This is a genomic window from Thalassospira sp. Z349TD_5 (genome assembly GCF_056173045.1).
On record NZ_CM149654.1, the window covers coordinates 2015512 to 2031161 of the forward strand.

A 15650-nucleotide genomic window follows, 5' to 3' on the forward strand; every position below is an offset into this window, starting at 1 on the left:
GCTTGATCAGTCGCTTAGCATGTCGTTGATCATGGCAAAGGCCTGAAGGATGGTTGCCTTACGCACCGCATGGCGATCACCGGGAAAGACTTCGTGATACAGTTTGGTTGCTCGTCCTTTGCCTGCACAGCCAAAATGAACCAGGCCAACTGGTTTTAAGGCACTTCCGCCCCCCGGACCAGCAATGCCGGTGACAGAGACGGCAATGGTTGCATTCGGGGCGCGCTGCAATGCGCCTTCGCACATCGCCTCGGCGACCTGTTGTGACACGGCACCATGTTCGGCCAGTACATCTTGGCTTACACCGACCAAGCAGTGCTTTGCCTCGTTGGAATAGGTGACAAACCCGCAATCAACCACAGATGAGCTGCCATCGACGGCGGTCAGTGCGCCGGTGATTAATCCACCGGTACAAGACTCGACCGTTGCGATCATTTCGCCTTGTTGGGTGCATTTTTCAATCAGATTCCGTGCGGCGGTCAGGATAGTGTCATCTATCATCATACAAATCCCCCGCTGATGAAATGATGGATGCCGGCAAGTATGATCATTGCGAATATTCCTGCCAGAACATCATCGCACATGATGCCAAACCCGCCCCCGACACGACGATCAACCCAGCGGATCGGCCACGGCTTTAAAACGTCAAATACACGAAACGCTACGAAAGCCCCAAACAGCCAGGCAAGATCAATCCAGCCATTGCCAAGCGGAATGACCATCAGGCACATCCATTGACCGACAACTTCATCAATGACGATTTCACCGGCATCATGGACGCCGATCATGTGGCTGTATCGATCAGCGATAAACACGCCGAAAACGAAAACAACGATGCTGGCAACGATAAGGGCGGTGTTGCCACCGTAAGCCCACAACAACCAGCCGAACGGTAATGCGGCAAAAGACCCCATCGTGCCGGGGGCCTTTGGACTTTTTCCGCTATAGAACCAGGTGGCGGAGCAGGTGATCAAAAAACGGGAAAAAGGCATTACTGATCCGCACATTAGCTATTGAACATGCCATTAAGTACCATAGCAAAGCAACCGACCGGAGAAAATTTTGAAGTTAAGGTTGCGTTAACATGCTTGCCTGAGTGGCGAGTAACAGGTAGCGTAAAGATAAAGCAAAAAATAAGATCGATGGGGCTAAGAAGAAACAATGCGTGATCGGGGGTCCCGGATGCGTGAGTACGGGCAAGTAGGGGTTATATACTGAATATGTCGGCGTTTGAACGCACGCGTCGCTTGGTGAATAAATGGTTCCCGGACCGGCAGATACTGGTCCGATCAAACGATTCTGTTTACCAGCTTCGGCTTGGAAAATACGCACAGCTCGGTTTGGCTTCGTTCGGGGCGGCTGCCATCACGTGGATGGTCGGTGTGTCGGGGTATAGTTGGTACCTTGATCAAAGGCTGGCGACGCGCGAACAGCAACTTTTTCGCAGCGAGCTGTCCTATAACCAGTTGATTACGCGGGTTACAGAAAGTCAGCGTCGGTTTGGCGAAATTACGACCCAGATGGAAGGGACGCACCGCAACCTTCTGTCGATGGCCGAAAAGAACATGCAGCTTCAAGCGCGTGTACAGGATTATACGTCCAAGCTCGAAAGTAGTGAGAAAGAAAAAACCCGTATTTCTGCGCTTCGGACGTCAATGGACAACCAGATGTCGGCTCTTCAAGGGCAGATCGACGGGATTACCAACCGCAATCTGGCACTGCGCGATGAACTCGAAACAGTTGAAACTGTGATGTCGCGGCTCATGCGTGAACGGGATCAGGCCTTGCAGCGGTCAAAAAAATTGCAGGTTGAACTGAGTGACACGCGCCAACGTATTGCTGATCTGCATACCGTGCAGCAACAGGCGATGCAGCGGGTGGCAGAAACCGCAGACAGTACTATTCTTGAACTGGAAAGTGTTCTTGAAATGACCGGCTTGCAGCCGGAAGAATTTATCCTGCCGCCGATGAAGCCCGATGAACCGGGGGTTGGTGGTCCGTTCGTGGCGTTTGAGCCCGAACATCCGCAGGACGAGGAATTCGTCAATACAGCCGTGGCCTTGAATGATCGCATGGATCATCTTGCCAATCTGAATGAGCGAATAACGAAGGCACCGATCGGGGAACCGGCAGGGGCTTATTATCTATCCAGTCCGTTCGGTAAACGAAAAGACCCGATCAATGGGAAATGGGCCTTTCATTCCGGCGTCGATCTTGCCGGGCCGGTCAAAACAAAGATCTTTGCTACAGCACCCGGAAAAGTGGTGCATGCAGGGTGGAGTGGCAAATACGGGAAGATGGTCGAACTCGATCATGGGAACGGCGTTCGAACCCGTTTTGGGCATTTATACAAGGTCCTCGTAAAGAAGGGCGATGAAGTAGGTTATCGAGACATCGTTGCATTGATGGGAAGTACCGGTCGAAGTACGGGAAGCCATGTTCATTACGAGGTCTTGGTTAATGACAAACCGGTCAATCCGATAAAGTTCATTGAGGCGGGACGTTATGTTTTCAAAAACGAGCAAGACGAAACAAACGGCAACAACTAATCACGGTGGTTCTGCTGCCAAGAAGAAGGGTGGCCTTTCAGTAATTAATGCGGATCTTCGGGTAACCGGCGATCTGATCTCGGAATCTGATGTGCAGGTTGATGGTTCTGTGAATGGTGACATTCGCACCCGTAATCTGACCATTGGTCAATCTGGCGAAGTCCGCGGCGAAATCGTTGCCGACAAGATTCGCATTTGCGGTTCCGTCACCGGGCAAGTCCGAGCCCGTGACGTATCGCTGGCAGACACAGCACGCATGATGGGCGATATCCTTCATGAAAGCCTGTCGATCGAGCCCGGTGCCCATATCGAAGGGCACTGCCGCCGTATTGAAGGCCTTGCCGAAGAAGGTGGCCTGACGGTTATTCAGGCAGGGCAGGTTGTTGCGTCTCATATCAAAAAAGAACAACACAGCAAGTGATCTAAAGATGATCACCAAGGGCGCGACCAAAAAGTCGCGATCCGCTGGTTCCATAAAATGAAAGGCAGGCCCGTTTGGCCTGCCTTTTTTATTGGTCGTAATGTCGTCTGTCAGAAAAACCGCTGTCCAGTCTTCCCAGTTACGCTTTTTGTGGTCCCTCAATCAGGGGCAAAAGTTCATCCAGACCGTTTAGCACCACATCAGCCTGATGTGACAGGCGTTCCATCGGTTGTTTGCTGCGATTGATCCAGGCGGTGCGGAACCCGAAATGCCCGGCACCGGCAATATCCCAGCCATTGGACGACTGGAATGATATCTCGGCGGCGTCAACTTCGAGCTGATCGACTGCCAACTGATAGACATCTGGGTGCGGCTTATAGGTTTTGAGATCATCGACACAGATAATGTGATCGAACAACGTCAGTATACCCGATGATTTGGCCGCTGAAATCAGCATGTGCTTGGCCCCATTCGACAGGATGGCCAGCTTGTGGCCCTGCGATTTAAGGGCTTTAAGCGTTTCGACAACTTCCGGGAAGGTATCAAGTGACAGATAGGTTTCCATCAGCTTGGCACGTAACACCGGGTCTTTTTTGCCAGTCTGTTCCATGGCGAAATCAAGGGCATCGCCAGTAACGGTCCAGAAGTCGGTGAAATCACCCATCAGGCTGCGCAGCCATGTGTATTCAAGTTGCTTTTGCCGCCAGACTGCGGAAAGTCGCTCTGCCTCATCGCCGACAGTGTCGCGAAACTTGGCAACGGCGGAGCCGACGTCAAAAAGTGTACCGTAAGCATCGAATACAAATGCGCGGCAGGATGAAAGTTCTTTATCGGACATGTTTTCGACCTTCTTCTGACAAGCAGGATGGATCAAATTTGGTGCGATGGTAACCGTTGCGCAAGCCGGTGTGTTTTTCGACTGTGCGCAACGGTGGTTTATTCGTCGGTCTTGGCGTTGTCTTGCCCCATCGCGATTTCGTCGCGGGCAAAACGTCTGCGATAGACATAGGTTCCTTCCATCACGCGCTGCACGTAATTTCGGGTTTCGCTATAGGGGATCATTTCAATCCAATCGACGACATCAACATCGGGATCACGCGGATCACCATATTCGTTGACCCACTGGCGCACACGGGTTGGTCCGGCATTGTAACTGGCAATTGTCAGGACTTCTTCGCCGCCCCAACGATCGAGTAACCGCGCAAGATAGGCACGTCCAACAGCAATATTGAACGACGGGTCTTCGGTCAGACGTTCGGTGTCATATTCAAGATCCAGCGACTGTGCCATGCGTTTTGCCGTTGCGGGCATTAATTGCATCAAACCGCGTGCACCGGCAGACGACACTGCATTCGGGTTAAACAGGCTTTCCTGGCGCATGATCGCATGTACAAGGCCAGGATCTGGATTGCGTCCCAACGGAACCTGTTCATGGACCGGATAGGCGGCATCAAGATAGCCGCTGCCAGAACGGATGCTTCGTTTGGCAGCAATAATGCCAAGGTCGGCCCGGCCATATTCACGTGCAAGATCGGTCGCCATGGCAAGATATTCCGGTTCATCATGTTCATAAACCAGTGCCATGATGAACGGCCGGATGATGTTGCCAAGGCCAAGATCGCCAAGTTTGCGAACAACCTGTGTCAGTTCCTGATTTTCAAAATCGGCACGTTGTTCTGCTGTCGGAACCGGCTGGATCACTGAATAGCTTGGTTTGGCGCCAAGCGCATCGATTGCCAGTTGACCATAGAATGTATGGGCATGTTCCGCGGCAAGTTTATACCAATGGTGTGCACGGTCCTTGTCGCCAATTTTTTCACTGGCCCGACCGGCCCAATAGGCACCGCGAGACAGGCTGATCGGGTACTGCACAACATCATAAAGGTTCTGGAAGTGCGTTAGGGCAATATCCGCATCGCCAAGGAACTCGAGCGCAATCCACCCGGCATACCATTCGGCTTCTGCAATATCCCCTGCATCGGTCTGACCATGGTTGGCGACCAAACGATAGGCATCGGTGATATGGCCCTTTTGCAGGGCGCGACGCGCCAAAATGGCCTTTTCAAGCCACCAGTATTGTGGGCGGATCGAGATGTAGGCGAGATCATTTGCCTGTGACAGCAGCAGATCACGGGCTTCCTGATCACGGTCCTTAATGCGACGCCAGCGAACACGTTCGTATATCAATCCCGGATCATTGCGGTATTTTTCAGGGACGCGGTTGATTGCCGCATCCACTCCGCCACTCATTGAGCGCAATGCTGCACGGGCCTTTGCCAGTAGGCGATAGTCGTCACTGACATATTCCATCGTGCGTGATGCCGGGCCAAGTCGGCCTTCCCACAACAGGCGGTCAAGGCGCTGTTGATGGGTATCCTGATCGATGTATTTGCTGTTCCGGTCAAGGAAACGGCGTTCCTGTCCACTGCCGAAATTTTCGTTGATCCAGCTTGCACGGATCAAGGCGGTTGCAGCAGATACCTGTCCGGCGTTCAAAAGGGCCTTGATCTGGCGGGTTGCGCCATCGGCGGTTACCGGTGCAGATCGTTTGAACCATGCGAGAATTTCGGCGTCAGGCACCGCATCGGTCATGACTTCTTCGGCACGCTGGCGCAGCAATGACTGACTGGGCCATTTTGGATGGGCGTCGATAAAAGTGGTGATTTCTTCAAAGCTGCGCCCCGAATTCGGGGCAACAAGCCACATCCATTCTGCGGCCTTTTGCAGCAACGGATCCTCAAAATTCGGGAGCAATTGCTCAAACGTTTCTGTACGCCCGTTTTCAAGAGCATCAAGAAATGCATTCAGTCTGGCCCGGCTGACTGCGGAATAGGCCGGCGAGGGCGGTTGCGTTAGAAGAAGATTGTCTTCGTATGCCTCGGCCTTTGCCTGATTGCCTGTTGGCATCAGCATCGATAAGCCCAGTGCCAATGCGCAGACCGAAATCTTGCGGAAAGACGCTTGCGCCATGTAATTGTCCCCTTGTGCCTTTCGGCAGCTTTTGCGCTTTAGACCTGCGCATTATGGCAGTGAATTTGACAAAAGCCAAACAGTCCTCGTCGGAAATTGCAACCGCAATCGCAGAACCGACTTATTAATGTATACAGTGCTTGCGGGAATGACCAACAGCCGCTATTTTCGCGTCCGCTTTCAATCCATCCAAGATTTGGAGATCTCTATGTTTAAGGGTTCTATTACCGCTTTGATTACACCGTTTGACCGTGATGGTGCGATCGATGAAAAGGCGTTCCAGGATTTTGTGGATTGGCAGCTTAAACAGGGCACGGCGGGTGTTGTGCCTGTCGGAACCACCGGTAAATCGCCGACCCTTAGCCATGCCGAACACCATCGCGTGGTTGAACTGGCACTGGAAGTTGCCAAGGGGCGCGGTCCGGTTATCGCCGGTACAGGTTCAAATTCGACCGCAGAAGCCGTTTCGCTGACACGTCATGCCCAGAATGCCGGGGCGGATGCAGCTCTTGTTGTGACACCTTATTACAACAAACCGACCCAGGCGGGACTGCATGCGCATTACAAAGCGATTCACGATGCGACAGACATTCCGATTGTGATTTACAACATTCCGGGCCGCTCGACCGTTGACATGTCAGTTGATACCATGGCGTCGCTTGCGAAACTGCCGCGTATTGTCGGTGTTAAAGATGCGACCAGCGATCTTGAGCGTCCTGCATTGACCCGTTTGGCAGCAGGGGCTGATTTCTGCCAGCTTTCGGGCGAAGACGGGACAATTGTTCCCTTCCTTGCACAGGGCGGACATGGTTGCATTTCGGTGACATCAAATATTGCCCCGAAACTCTGCGCTGATCTTCATAGTGCATGGGCGGCAGGGAACCTTTCGAAGGTTCAGGAGTTGAATTATCGACTGATGCCGGTTCACAAGGCGATGTTCTGTGAATCCAGCCCCGGACCTGTAAAATACGCGGCAGAACTTCTCGGCCTGTGCGGACGCCACATGCGTCTGCCGATGGTCGAGATTGCCGATGAAACCAAACGCAAGGTCGAAGCCGCGCTTAAGGGCGCTGGTATTCTCGGCCACTAGGCGATTAAAGCTGATTTATGGCACCCAAGAAAGAGACCGATAACACGAATATCGTCGCGCAAAACAGGCGCGCCCGCTTTGATTTTTTCCTGACGGAAACTTTCGAAGCCGGGATCGTTTTGCGTGGAACCGAGGTCAAATCGCTGCGCGATGGCAAAGGCAATATTCAGGAATCCTATGCCGAGGCCAAAAATGGCGAAGTTTGGCTGGTGAATTGCTATATTCCTGAATATCAAAGCAAAATGCCGTTCGGGCACGAAGAACGCCGTCCGCGCAAGTTGCTGCTGCGTAAGCGTGAAATCACAAAAATGCACGACGCGTTGAACAAAAAGGGTTTCACCCTTGTTCCCGTGAAGCTGTATTTTACGGAACGCGGCATCGCCAAACTTGAAGTCGCCATCGCAGAAGGTAAGAAAAAAGCCGATAAGCGAGAAGCGGTTAAAGCGCGTGACTGGCAGCGTGATAAAGCGCGTATTCTGCGCGATTTCAGCTGATATTGACCGTTAGCGGGTAACATCGCGCGTATGTGAATTGCACACGCCCCAAGATTTAGTGATTAAATGGCGACGTCATGGTGAACATGTCGGCGCCATTTTTCGTATCAGCTTGTAGTAAGGGAGAGTTCTGTGACGCAAAGTTTCAGTGGCAAAATCAAGGACAAGCTGATTGCGGCCAAACGCAAATGGGCTGAAGACGGTCGTCTTCTGACTGGTGCTGCGGATGAAAAGCACGAGAACCGTTTGCCGCCGGGCCAACGTTTGGTCAAGGATTGGCCGGTTCTTGATCTTGGGATTACGCCGCATATCAGCCCAGATTCTTTTTGAACTGTCAATTACGGGGGAGGTGGAAAATCCGCTCATCCTTGATTTTGAAGCGCTTCTTGATCTGCCAAATGTTCAGGCAAAGAATGACATTCATTGTGTCACCAGTTGGTCGCGGTACGATAATCACTGGCATGGTGTGTCGGCGCTGACACTGGCCGATATCGTCAAACCGACCAAAGATGCGACACATGTTTTGTTCACCGCCCATGACGGTTATACGACCAATGTGCGCATTGATCAGTTCCTTGATGACGATGTGCTCATCGCCCACCATTGGGAAGGTGAGCCCTTGACCGAGGAGCACGGTGGTCCGGTTCGCGTGGTTATTCCGAAATTCTATTTCTGGAAAAGTACGAAGTGGGTGCGAGAGATCAATTTCGCCAAGCACGACAAACCGGGATTCTGGGAAGAACGCGGATATCACAATAACGCCGATCCCTGGACGGAGGAACGATATGGCTAGACGCGATTACCCAAGTAGCAAGTCATTTCAATTCGTTGTATTGTTTTCGCTTCTTCTTGTAATAGTCATTTTTTCCGGGAGAGGAAGTATGGCATCGGGTGATGCGCACACTGCGTATGACTTTTCATTTCCTGCCATTGATGGTGGTGAAATTAATCTGTCAGATTATCGTGATAAGGTCGTCTTATTGGTCAATACCGCATCCATGTGTGGTTACACGCCGCAATATGAGGGGCTGCAAAAGCTGTGGGACGACTACAAGGACGATGGTTTGGTCGTTCTGGGCGTGCCGTCAGGTGATTTTGGGGGGCAGGAATATGGTGACGACGCAGCAATCCAGGATTTTTGCGAAGTCAATTTCGATATCGATTTCCCGCTGACGTCCAAAACCGGGGTTAAGGGGCCAGACGCTCACCCATTTTTTAAGTGGGCGGAACAAACACTTGGTGCGGATAATGCGCCGCAGTGGAACTTCCATAAATATCTGATTGGTCGGGACGGGGCGTTAATCAACAGCTTTGAAACGCGCGTCAAACCCGGTGATGATGAAGTCCTCACCGCAATCAAGGCCGGACTTGCAGATCAGTAGCTCATTTTCCGAATGGCCTGACTTAACTTCAGATAGATGGGCGGCTGTGATTAACGCCGCCCGTCCATAACATCCAAAAATGCCAAGCCATATTGGTCGAGCTTTTTCATACCAACGCCATTGATGGACATCATGTCTTCAAGGGTGCGGGGTTTGAAACGCACCATTTCCCAAAGTGTGCGGTCACTAAAGATCACATACGGCGGGACATTCTGGCCAGTGGCGAGCTCACGGCGCATGGTGCGCAGCCGTTCCCAAAGATCGCGGTCTTCTTCATTTTCAAATTCGGTGTCGAAATCGCGCAGGCGCCGCGTTGTTGCGCGTTTGCTTTCGCCCGGGTCTTTACGCATTTCAACGACTTTTTCACCACGTAAGACCGGTCGTGATTCCTCGGTCAGATAAACGCCGCCATGGCCTTCGACATCGACTTGCAGATACCCCATAGCCAGCAGTTGACGAAAAACAGATCGCCATTGCGGCTGGGCGATGTCTTTGCCGATTGCATAAACCGATATGTTGTCGTGACCGTTTTGGCGGATTTTTTCAGTTTTGCGTCCGATCAAAACCTCGATCACATGGGCCGGTCCAAACCGCTGTCCGGTGCGGTAAACCGCTGACAAGGCCTTACGTGATGCCTCGGTCGCGTCCCATGTTTCCACCGGCTCAAGACAGGTGTCGCAATTGCCGCATGGCTCGTGGCGATCTTCGCCAAAATACGACAAGATGACTTGTCGGCGGCATTTGGTGGTTTCGGCCAAACCGACAAGCGCGTCGAGTTTGCGCGATTCAATGCGTTTTTGCGCTTCGGGGGCTTCAGACCCGGCGACCATGCTGCGGATCGATACGATGTCAGACAGGTCGTAATTCATCCACGCATTGGCGGGCAACCCATCACGACCCGCACGGCCGGTTTCCTGATAGTAGGCTTCCATGCTTTTGGGCAGATTGAGGTGGGCGACAAACCGAACGTTGGGTTTGTCGATCCCCATGCCAAAGGCTACGGTGGCGCAAATGATCATTCCATCTTCGCGCAGGAAGCGGTCCTGATGGCGTTGGCGCACGTCCTGTGTCAAACCGGCATGATAGGGAAGGGCCGGGCGACCATTATCGGTCAGCCATTGGGCGATGTCTTCGGTTTTGCGACGCGACAGGCAATAGACAATCCCGGCATCTTCGACGTGTTCACGGTTTAAGAATGACAATAACCGCTGTTTGGCGTTGCCCTTGGTTTCAATCCGGTAGGTAATATTGGGGCGGTCAAAGCCGGTCAAAAAACACTGGGCATCTGTCAGATGAAGGTTTTCTGCGATGTCTTTACGCGTTGGTGTGTCTGCCGTTGCGGTAAGGGCAATGCGCGGCACATGGGCAAAGCGCGTCGGCAACAGATCAAGGCGACGATACTCGGGGCGGAAATCATGGCCCCATTGCGATACGCAGTGGGCCTCGTCAATCGCAAACAGCGAAATGCTAATGCGGTCCAAAAGGTTCAAAAATCGATCAGATGCAAAGCGTTCCGGTGCGACATAAAGCAGATCGATATCGCCATCAATCGCACGTGCCTCGATCTCGCGTGCGGCATCGGGGGCCAGTGTCGAATTGATAAAGGCGGCCTTCACACCAAGCTGGCTTAGCGCGTCGACCTGATCTTTCATCAAGGCAATCAGGGGCGAGACAACAATCGCGGTCCCCGGTCGGCAGAGGGCTGGAACCTGATAGCAAAGCGACTTTCCGCCGCCGGTTGGCATCAGGACAAGCGCATCGTTGCCGGCAATCACATGGTCAATGACTTCGGCCTGTTGACCGCGAAAACTGTCATAGCCAAAAACGTCGCGCAGAACGTCAATCGGCAGACGTTGAGCAGGTCGGTCGAGTAAGTCGTGCATGGGTGGTATATCGGGCAATTTAACCGTCCAGATGTGCGCGGATGTCAACAAAGACGTTTTCAAACATCTCTGGCGTCAGGCGATAGGTCTGGGTGTTGTAGCGCGAACAGTGATAGCTATCAAACAATGTGATGCCATTTTCCATGCGATGTGATGCACGGTGGGCGAATTTAAATGCTGAAAGCTTCAAGCCATAGGTGCGCATCATCGCCTGATGGGCGACCTGACCAAGGCATAAAATGGCCGAAAGGTTGGTCATCGCGTCAAATTCACTGATCAGGAACGGTCGGCAGGTGTTGGCTTCTGGCCCGGTCGGTTTATTTTCCGGCGGAACGCATTTAACGGCGTTGGTAATGCGACAATCAAGCAGTTCCAGCCCGTCATCAGGACGTTTGTCGTAGGTGCCCTTGGCAAATCCAAATTTCTTGAGCGTGTCATAGAGAAGATCGCCGGCATAATCGCCCGTAAACGGGCGACCTGTGGCATTGGCACCCTTTAGTCCGGGGGCAAGGCCGACAATCAAAAGCCGGGCATTAATCGGGCCAAATGGCCGCACCGGGCCATTATAGAAATGGGGAAATTTTTCCTGATTTGCCCGGCGAAATTCAACAAGGCGCGGGCAAAGTAGGCAATCTCGGTCGGGCTGCTGATAGGTGGTCATGGCAGATCTGACAGTTTGCCGGTTACGGTGCGGGCCGTAACCGGTCGTGATCAGGATGGGCGGGCACTGCGTTCAATCAGGTGTAATCGAACTCATCATCAAGTTCAGGGTGGTCGGGGTGATCATCAATATCAGGATGATCATCGTCACGACGTTGCTGAACCTTGCGTGCGATTGTGCCTTCAAGGTCGGTCAGTTCGATGAAATTGTCGGCCTGACGGCGCAATTCATCGGCAACCATCGGCGGGTTCGATTTCACCGTGGAGACAACCGTTACACGGACACCTTTACGCTGGATGGCATCAACCAGACGACGGAAATCACCGTCTCCTGAGAAAATAACAACATGATCAAGGTGTTGCGCCATTTCCATGACGTCAATTGCCAACTCGATATCCATGTTGCCTTTGATCTTGCGACGGCCAGTGGCATCGGTGAATTCCTTGGTCGGTTTTGTGACCATGGTGTAGCCGTTGTAATCAAGCCAATCGACAAGCGGGCGAATGGGGGAATATTCCTGATCTTCAATCAGGGCCGTGTAGTAAAATGCACGGATCAACTGACCTTTTTGCGAAAACAGTTCCAAAAGGCGTTTGTAATCAATGTCAAAACCAAGCGCACGTGCCGCAGCATAGAGGTTGGAGCCATCAATAAAGAGCCCGATCCGCTCTTGCGGGTAAAAAATCATCATATAAATTCCTCAAACATCAAATTTAAGTATGCCGTTCCTAAAAAGCGGAACATCAAATGTTTACCGTGGGTGCGGGGACAAGGAAAGGTGAAAATGTCACAGAATGTCATGGACAGAATATACTGACTCCCTTAGATATGCCGTCTTTCCCGACACCAACAGACCCGAAAGCCTGCTTTGTGAGCACCTCGTTAACGTCCAACACTCAATATACGTCTGAAAACGCCATCCTGATCGCTTTTGGTGCCAATCTGCCTACCGATCAATATGGTGCGCCAGCGCAGACATTGAAGGCGGCACTGGAACATTTGACCAAGGATGGCGATGTTTCTGTTGATGATGTGTCATCATTTTATGAAACAGCCCCGGTACCCGTTTCCGATCAGCCTTGGTATGTGAATGGTGTTGCGCGGTTGTCGACGGACCTTTCTGCCCATGATTTGCTATCACGTCTGCATGACGTTGAATCTGAATTTGGTCGGGTGCGTCGCGAACGCAATGCCGCACGGGTGATTGATCTTGATCTGGTGGCTTATGGCCGTGAGTTGATCGCCGAAGACGGCGGAATTCAGGTGCCCCATCCCAGAATGGCAGAACGGGCGTTTGTTCTTTTGCCGTTGCGCGATGTTGCGCCAGGGTGGGTACATCCGGTTTTGAACAGGTCGGTCGAAGACCTGATTTCCGATCTTCCGTCCGATCAGCAGATACGACAACAGGCAGATGGTTGAAAAATGCAGTGAAAACCTGTTCTAAAGTGTGGTTTCGCTGTTGCAACACAAACGATCCGGCGCTATAAAGCTCGGTCTGGACACCCCAAAAGTATTTCTGGAGACATTTATGGCGCGCGTTACCGTCGAAGATTGCGTAGACAAGATTCCGAACCGCTTTGAGCTGGTTATGATTGCTGCTCAGCGTGCACGCAACATTTCGGCTGGCGCTGAACTGACCATTGATCGTGACAACGACAAGAACCCTGTTGTTTCGCTTCGTGAAATCGCTGAAGAAAAAGTTGATTTCGACGAACTGCGCAATGGCTTGGTTCAGGGTCTGCAGCGACATGTTGAACCTGATGAACCAGAAGAATCCGAAGATGACTTCGGACCGAAACTGGTTGCAGAAGCAGTCCAAGATGCGTCGGTTGGTGTGGTTGCACCATCCGAAGAAGAATAAGGTCACAGCGACGTTGTTGTGAGACCGTTTCAAAAGAAAAGCCACGGTGTTTATCTTCCGTGGCTTTTTTTTGTCCAAATCGTACTATCTTATGAACGGGGCGCGGTTTGTGCCCCAGTCGTGATTTGCGGAGATGCCCCTGAATGATGCGCCAATATGAACTTGTTGAACGGGTAAAGGCTTACGACCCCGATGCGTGCGAAACCACGCTTAATCGGGCCTATGTCTATGCGACCCAGAAACATGGTTCTCAAAAGCGCGCCTCGGGGGATCCGTATTTTTCCCATCCGATCGAAGTCGCGGGCATTCTGACCCATTACAAGCTCGATTGCGATACGATCATCACGGCGCTTCTGCATGACACCATCGAAGATACCGATGCCACGCCAGAAGAAATCACCAAGCTGTTTGGTACCAACATCCTCAAGATGGTGGATGGTGTTACCAAGCTGACCCAGATCGAGTTGAAATCAGCCGATTCAAAGCAGGCCGAGAACTTCCGCAAGCTGCTGCTTGCCATGTCAGAAGACATTCGGGTTCTGTTGGTCAAGCTGGCGGACCGTCTGCACAATATGCGCACGTTGCATTATATCGACAAACCCGAAAAACGGGTGCGCATTGCGGCAGAAACGCTTGAAATTTATGCCCCGCTTGCCGAACGCATCGGTATGCATGACATCAAGGAAGAACTCGAAGATCTGGCGTTTCAGCATATCAACCCTGAAGGCCGTGACTCGATCCTTGCCCGGTTGGAATTCCTGCGTGAGAAAGACGACAATGTTGTTAATCGCATTGTCTCCGAGCTTAAAGACGTCGTCGTGCGGCAGGGCCTGAAGGTTGATATTTATGGGCGTGAAAAACGGCCATATTCGATCTGGCAGAAGATGCAGCGTAAGAACATCACCTTTGGTGAGCTGTCTGACATCATGGCGTTTCGGGTTTTGGTCGAAGATATGCCGCAATGCTACGAGGTACTTGGCTATTTGCATGCCAATTACAAGGTCGTGCCGGGGCGGTTCAAGGATTACATTTCGACCCCAAAACCGAACGGGTACCGGTCCATCCACACAACCGTTCTTGGCCCGGAAAACCATCGTATCGAGGTGCAAATACGTACTCGTGAGATGCATGAAGTCAATGACAACGGCGTTGCGGCACACTGGGCGTACAAGCAGGAAGGCGGTTCGCAAAAGGCTGGTCCGCAAAAAGAAGGTGTGCAGTATCGCTGGCTGCGCGATCTGCTTGATATTCTTGAACATGCGTCCGAGCCTGAAGAGTTCCTTGAGCACACCAAGCTCGCAATGTTCCAGGATCAGGTGTTCTGCTTTAGCCCGAAGGGCGAAGTCATTGCATTGCCAGCACGCGCGACCCCGGTTGATTTCGCCTATATGATCCATACCCATATCGGGGATACCTGTGTCGGTGCGAAGGTCAATGGGGCGATGGTGCCGTTGCGCACCGTGCTGAATAACGGCGATCAGGTTGAGATCGTGACGTCAAAGGCACAAACGCCTAATCCGACGTGGGAACGGTTTGTTGTTACCGGCAAAGCACGCGCGCGAATTCGCCGGTTCATCCGCCAACAGCAAGAAGACCAATACAAGGACCTTGGCAAAGCGATCCTGCAAAAGGCGTTCCGTCAGGAAGGCTACGATTATTCTGACAAGGCCATTGATGGTGTTCTGAAAATCTTCAAACTGCCGACGGTTGAGTCGTTGCTAAGCTCGGTCGGGGCAGGGCACCATACTGGGCGCGAAGTTGTTCATGCCGTGTTCCCGGGATCAAAAGACACCGAAACCGCACGCAAGATTATACCGCTTGAAAAAGGGCGCACCCGCAAGCACGAGCATGCCATTCCGCTTAAGGGACTTATTCCGGGCATGGCGGTGCATTATGCCGGGTGTTGTCATCCCTTGCCGGGTGACCGCATTGTCGGGATTGTGACGACGGGTAAGGGCGTTACCATCCATACGATTGACTGTGATACGCTTGAAACCTTTACCGAGCAACCTGAACGCTGGCTTGATGTTGGCTGGGACAATGATGGCGACCCTGAACACTTTATCGGGCGCCTTGGCCTGACCGTCGGGCACGAGCAGGGCGCGCTTAGTTCCATTACCAGTGTGATCGCCAAGAACCATGGCAATATCACCAATTTGCGCTTTACCAACCGCACCACGGATTTCTTTGAGATGTTGATTGATGTCGATGTTGTCGATGTCAAGCACCTGACCAATATCATTGCCGCTTTGCGGGCAACCCCGGTGGTCAATACTGTGGAGCGCGCGCGCGGGTAATGGGGAAACGTAACGTCCTTCGCCTTTTCGATTGTTTCGGCG

Annotated in this window: 17 protein-coding genes; 10 read left to right on the forward strand and 7 right to left on the reverse strand. The window is 52.3% G+C overall.

The features are described 5' to 3' along the window. Window positions 1–6 precede the first annotated feature (6 nt). Window positions 7–504, reverse strand: a complete 498-nt coding sequence (locus AC0VXT_RS09080) for a CinA family protein (protein ID WP_475548357.1) — start codon at window positions 502–504, stop codon at window positions 7–9. Continuing rightward, window positions 501–992, reverse strand: a complete 492-nt coding sequence (locus AC0VXT_RS09085) for a phosphatidylglycerophosphatase A family protein (protein WP_022732332.1) — start codon at window positions 990–992, stop codon at window positions 501–503. The genes AC0VXT_RS09080 and AC0VXT_RS09085 overlap by 4 nt, the downstream gene beginning before the upstream one ends. A gap of 228 nt (window positions 993–1220) precedes the next feature. Here AC0VXT_RS09085 and AC0VXT_RS09090 point away from each other — a divergent pair, with 228 nt between their 5' ends. Beyond that, window positions 1221–2549 carry a peptidoglycan DD-metalloendopeptidase family protein gene (locus AC0VXT_RS09090; RefSeq protein ID WP_417823651.1) on the forward strand — a complete coding sequence of 443 codons (1329 nt, stop codon included), beginning with the start codon at window positions 1221–1223 and terminating at the stop codon, window positions 2547–2549. Beyond that, a complete protein-coding gene (locus AC0VXT_RS09095) occupies window positions 2506–2970 on the forward strand; it encodes a bactofilin family protein (protein WP_475548358.1) in 465 nt (154 codons plus the stop codon). Before AC0VXT_RS09090 ends, AC0VXT_RS09095 begins: the two co-directional genes overlap by 44 nt. Window positions 2971–3109: 139 nt before the next feature. Here the strand turns inward: AC0VXT_RS09095 and AC0VXT_RS09100 are convergent, their stop codons facing one another. Both AC0VXT_RS09100 and AC0VXT_RS09105 read right to left on the reverse strand, forming a co-directional pair. Then, window positions 3110–3808: a haloacid dehalogenase type II gene (locus AC0VXT_RS09100; RefSeq protein WP_475548359.1), complete on the reverse strand. Its 699-nt coding sequence runs from the start codon at window positions 3806–3808 to the stop codon at window positions 3110–3112. 98 nt (window positions 3809–3906) lie between these two features. Continuing rightward, window positions 3907–5940, reverse strand: a complete 2034-nt coding sequence (locus AC0VXT_RS09105) for a lytic transglycosylase domain-containing protein (RefSeq protein ID WP_475548360.1) — start codon at window positions 5938–5940, stop codon at window positions 3907–3909. A 208-nt stretch (window positions 5941–6148) separates the two neighbouring features. Here AC0VXT_RS09105 and dapA point away from each other — a divergent pair, with 208 nt between their 5' ends. The 5 genes from dapA to AC0VXT_RS09130 all read left to right on the forward strand — a co-directional run bounded on the left by dapA (window position 6149) and on the right by AC0VXT_RS09130 (window position 8906). Further along, window positions 6149–7030, forward strand: a complete 882-nt coding sequence (gene dapA, locus AC0VXT_RS09110; RefSeq protein WP_475548361.1) for a 4-hydroxy-tetrahydrodipicolinate synthase — start codon at window positions 6149–6151, stop codon at window positions 7028–7030. A 17-nt stretch (window positions 7031–7047) separates the two neighbouring features. Then, complete coding sequence (smpB, locus tag AC0VXT_RS09115) at window positions 7048–7524, forward strand: SsrA-binding protein SmpB (protein WP_022732326.1); 477 nt, start codon at window positions 7048–7050, stop codon at window positions 7522–7524. A gap of 132 nt (window positions 7525–7656) precedes the next feature. Continuing rightward, the gene (locus tag AC0VXT_RS09120) at window positions 7657–7854 is read left to right on the forward strand and encodes a hypothetical protein (protein WP_475548362.1); all 198 of its coding nucleotides are present in this window, start codon (window positions 7657–7659) and stop codon (window positions 7852–7854) included. A 19-nt stretch (window positions 7855–7873) separates the two neighbouring features. Beyond that, a complete protein-coding gene (locus AC0VXT_RS09125; RefSeq protein WP_475548363.1) occupies window positions 7874–8317 on the forward strand; it encodes a molybdopterin-dependent oxidoreductase in 444 nt (147 codons plus the stop codon). 88 nt (window positions 8318–8405) lie between these two features. Beyond that, complete coding sequence (locus AC0VXT_RS09130) at window positions 8406–8906, forward strand: glutathione peroxidase (RefSeq protein WP_475548364.1); 501 nt, start codon at window positions 8406–8408, stop codon at window positions 8904–8906. Window positions 8907–8956: 50 nt separating this feature from the next. Here the strand turns inward: AC0VXT_RS09130 and recQ are convergent, their stop codons facing one another. The 3 genes from recQ to AC0VXT_RS09145 form a co-directional block, all read right to left on the reverse strand. Beyond that, entirely contained in the window at window positions 8957–10789 is a 1833-nt protein-coding gene (recQ, locus tag AC0VXT_RS09135) for a DNA helicase RecQ (protein WP_475548365.1), read from the reverse strand. Window positions 10790–10808: 19 nt separating this feature from the next. Next, a complete protein-coding gene (locus AC0VXT_RS09140; RefSeq protein ID WP_475548366.1) occupies window positions 10809–11450 on the reverse strand; it encodes a uracil-DNA glycosylase in 642 nt (213 codons plus the stop codon). Window positions 11451–11526: 76 nt separating this feature from the next. Beyond that, window positions 11527–12138, reverse strand: coding sequence for a LabA-like NYN domain-containing protein (locus AC0VXT_RS09145; protein WP_028791546.1), 612 nt, complete (start codon window positions 12136–12138; stop codon window positions 11527–11529). A 182-nt stretch (window positions 12139–12320) separates the two neighbouring features. Here AC0VXT_RS09145 and folK point away from each other — a divergent pair, with 182 nt between their 5' ends. The 3 genes from folK to AC0VXT_RS09160 all read left to right on the forward strand — a co-directional run bounded on the left by folK (window position 12321) and on the right by AC0VXT_RS09160 (window position 15608). Further along, entirely contained in the window at window positions 12321–12869 is a 549-nt protein-coding gene (gene folK, locus AC0VXT_RS09150) for a 2-amino-4-hydroxy-6-hydroxymethyldihydropteridine diphosphokinase (RefSeq protein ID WP_475548367.1), read from the forward strand. Window positions 12870–12978: 109 nt separating this feature from the next. Continuing rightward, window positions 12979–13311, forward strand: coding sequence for a DNA-directed RNA polymerase subunit omega (rpoZ, locus tag AC0VXT_RS09155; RefSeq protein WP_022732319.1), 333 nt, complete (start codon window positions 12979–12981; stop codon window positions 13309–13311). A gap of 143 nt (window positions 13312–13454) precedes the next feature. Further along, window positions 13455–15608 (forward strand): RelA/SpoT family protein, encoded by a 2154-nt coding sequence (locus AC0VXT_RS09160; RefSeq protein ID WP_430470331.1) that lies wholly within the window; start codon window positions 13455–13457, stop codon window positions 15606–15608. Window positions 15609–15650 lie beyond the last annotated feature (42 nt).

Coding starts and splice junctions, on each gene's coding strand:
- AC0VXT_RS09100 (WP_475548359.1), bottom strand. CDS start 3,808: ATGTCCGATAAAGAACTTTCATCCTGCCGCGCATTTGTATTCGATGCT.
- dapA (WP_475548361.1), top strand. CDS start 6,149: ATGTTTAAGGGTTCTATTACCGCTTTGATTACACCGTTTGACCGTGAT.
- AC0VXT_RS09105 (WP_475548360.1), bottom strand. CDS start 5,940: ATGGCGCAAGCGTCTTTCCGCAAGATTTCGGTCTGCGCATTGGCACTG.
- AC0VXT_RS09130 (WP_475548364.1), top strand. CDS start 8,406: ATGGCATCGGGTGATGCGCACACTGCGTATGACTTTTCATTTCCTGCC.
- AC0VXT_RS09140 (WP_475548366.1), bottom strand. CDS start 11,450: ATGACCACCTATCAGCAGCCCGACCGAGATTGCCTACTTTGCCCGCGC.
- AC0VXT_RS09085 (WP_022732332.1), bottom strand. CDS start 992: ATGCCTTTTTCCCGTTTTTTGATCACCTGCTCCGCCACCTGGTTCTAT.
- AC0VXT_RS09090 (WP_417823651.1), top strand. CDS start 1,221: ATGTCGGCGTTTGAACGCACGCGTCGCTTGGTGAATAAATGGTTCCCG.
- recQ (WP_475548365.1), bottom strand. CDS start 10,789: ATGCACGACTTACTCGACCGACCTGCTCAACGTCTGCCGATTGACGTT.
- AC0VXT_RS09160 (WP_430470331.1), top strand. CDS start 13,455: ATGATGCGCCAATATGAACTTGTTGAACGGGTAAAGGCTTACGACCCC.
- smpB (WP_022732326.1), top strand. CDS start 7,048: ATGGCACCCAAGAAAGAGACCGATAACACGAATATCGTCGCGCAAAAC.
- AC0VXT_RS09080 (WP_475548357.1), bottom strand. CDS start 504: ATGATGATAGATGACACTATCCTGACCGCCGCACGGAATCTGATTGAA.
- AC0VXT_RS09095 (WP_475548358.1), top strand. CDS start 2,506: ATGTTTTCAAAAACGAGCAAGACGAAACAAACGGCAACAACTAATCAC.
- rpoZ (WP_022732319.1), top strand. CDS start 12,979: ATGGCGCGCGTTACCGTCGAAGATTGCGTAGACAAGATTCCGAACCGC.
- AC0VXT_RS09145 (WP_028791546.1), bottom strand. CDS start 12,138: ATGATTTTTTACCCGCAAGAGCGGATCGGGCTCTTTATTGATGGCTCC.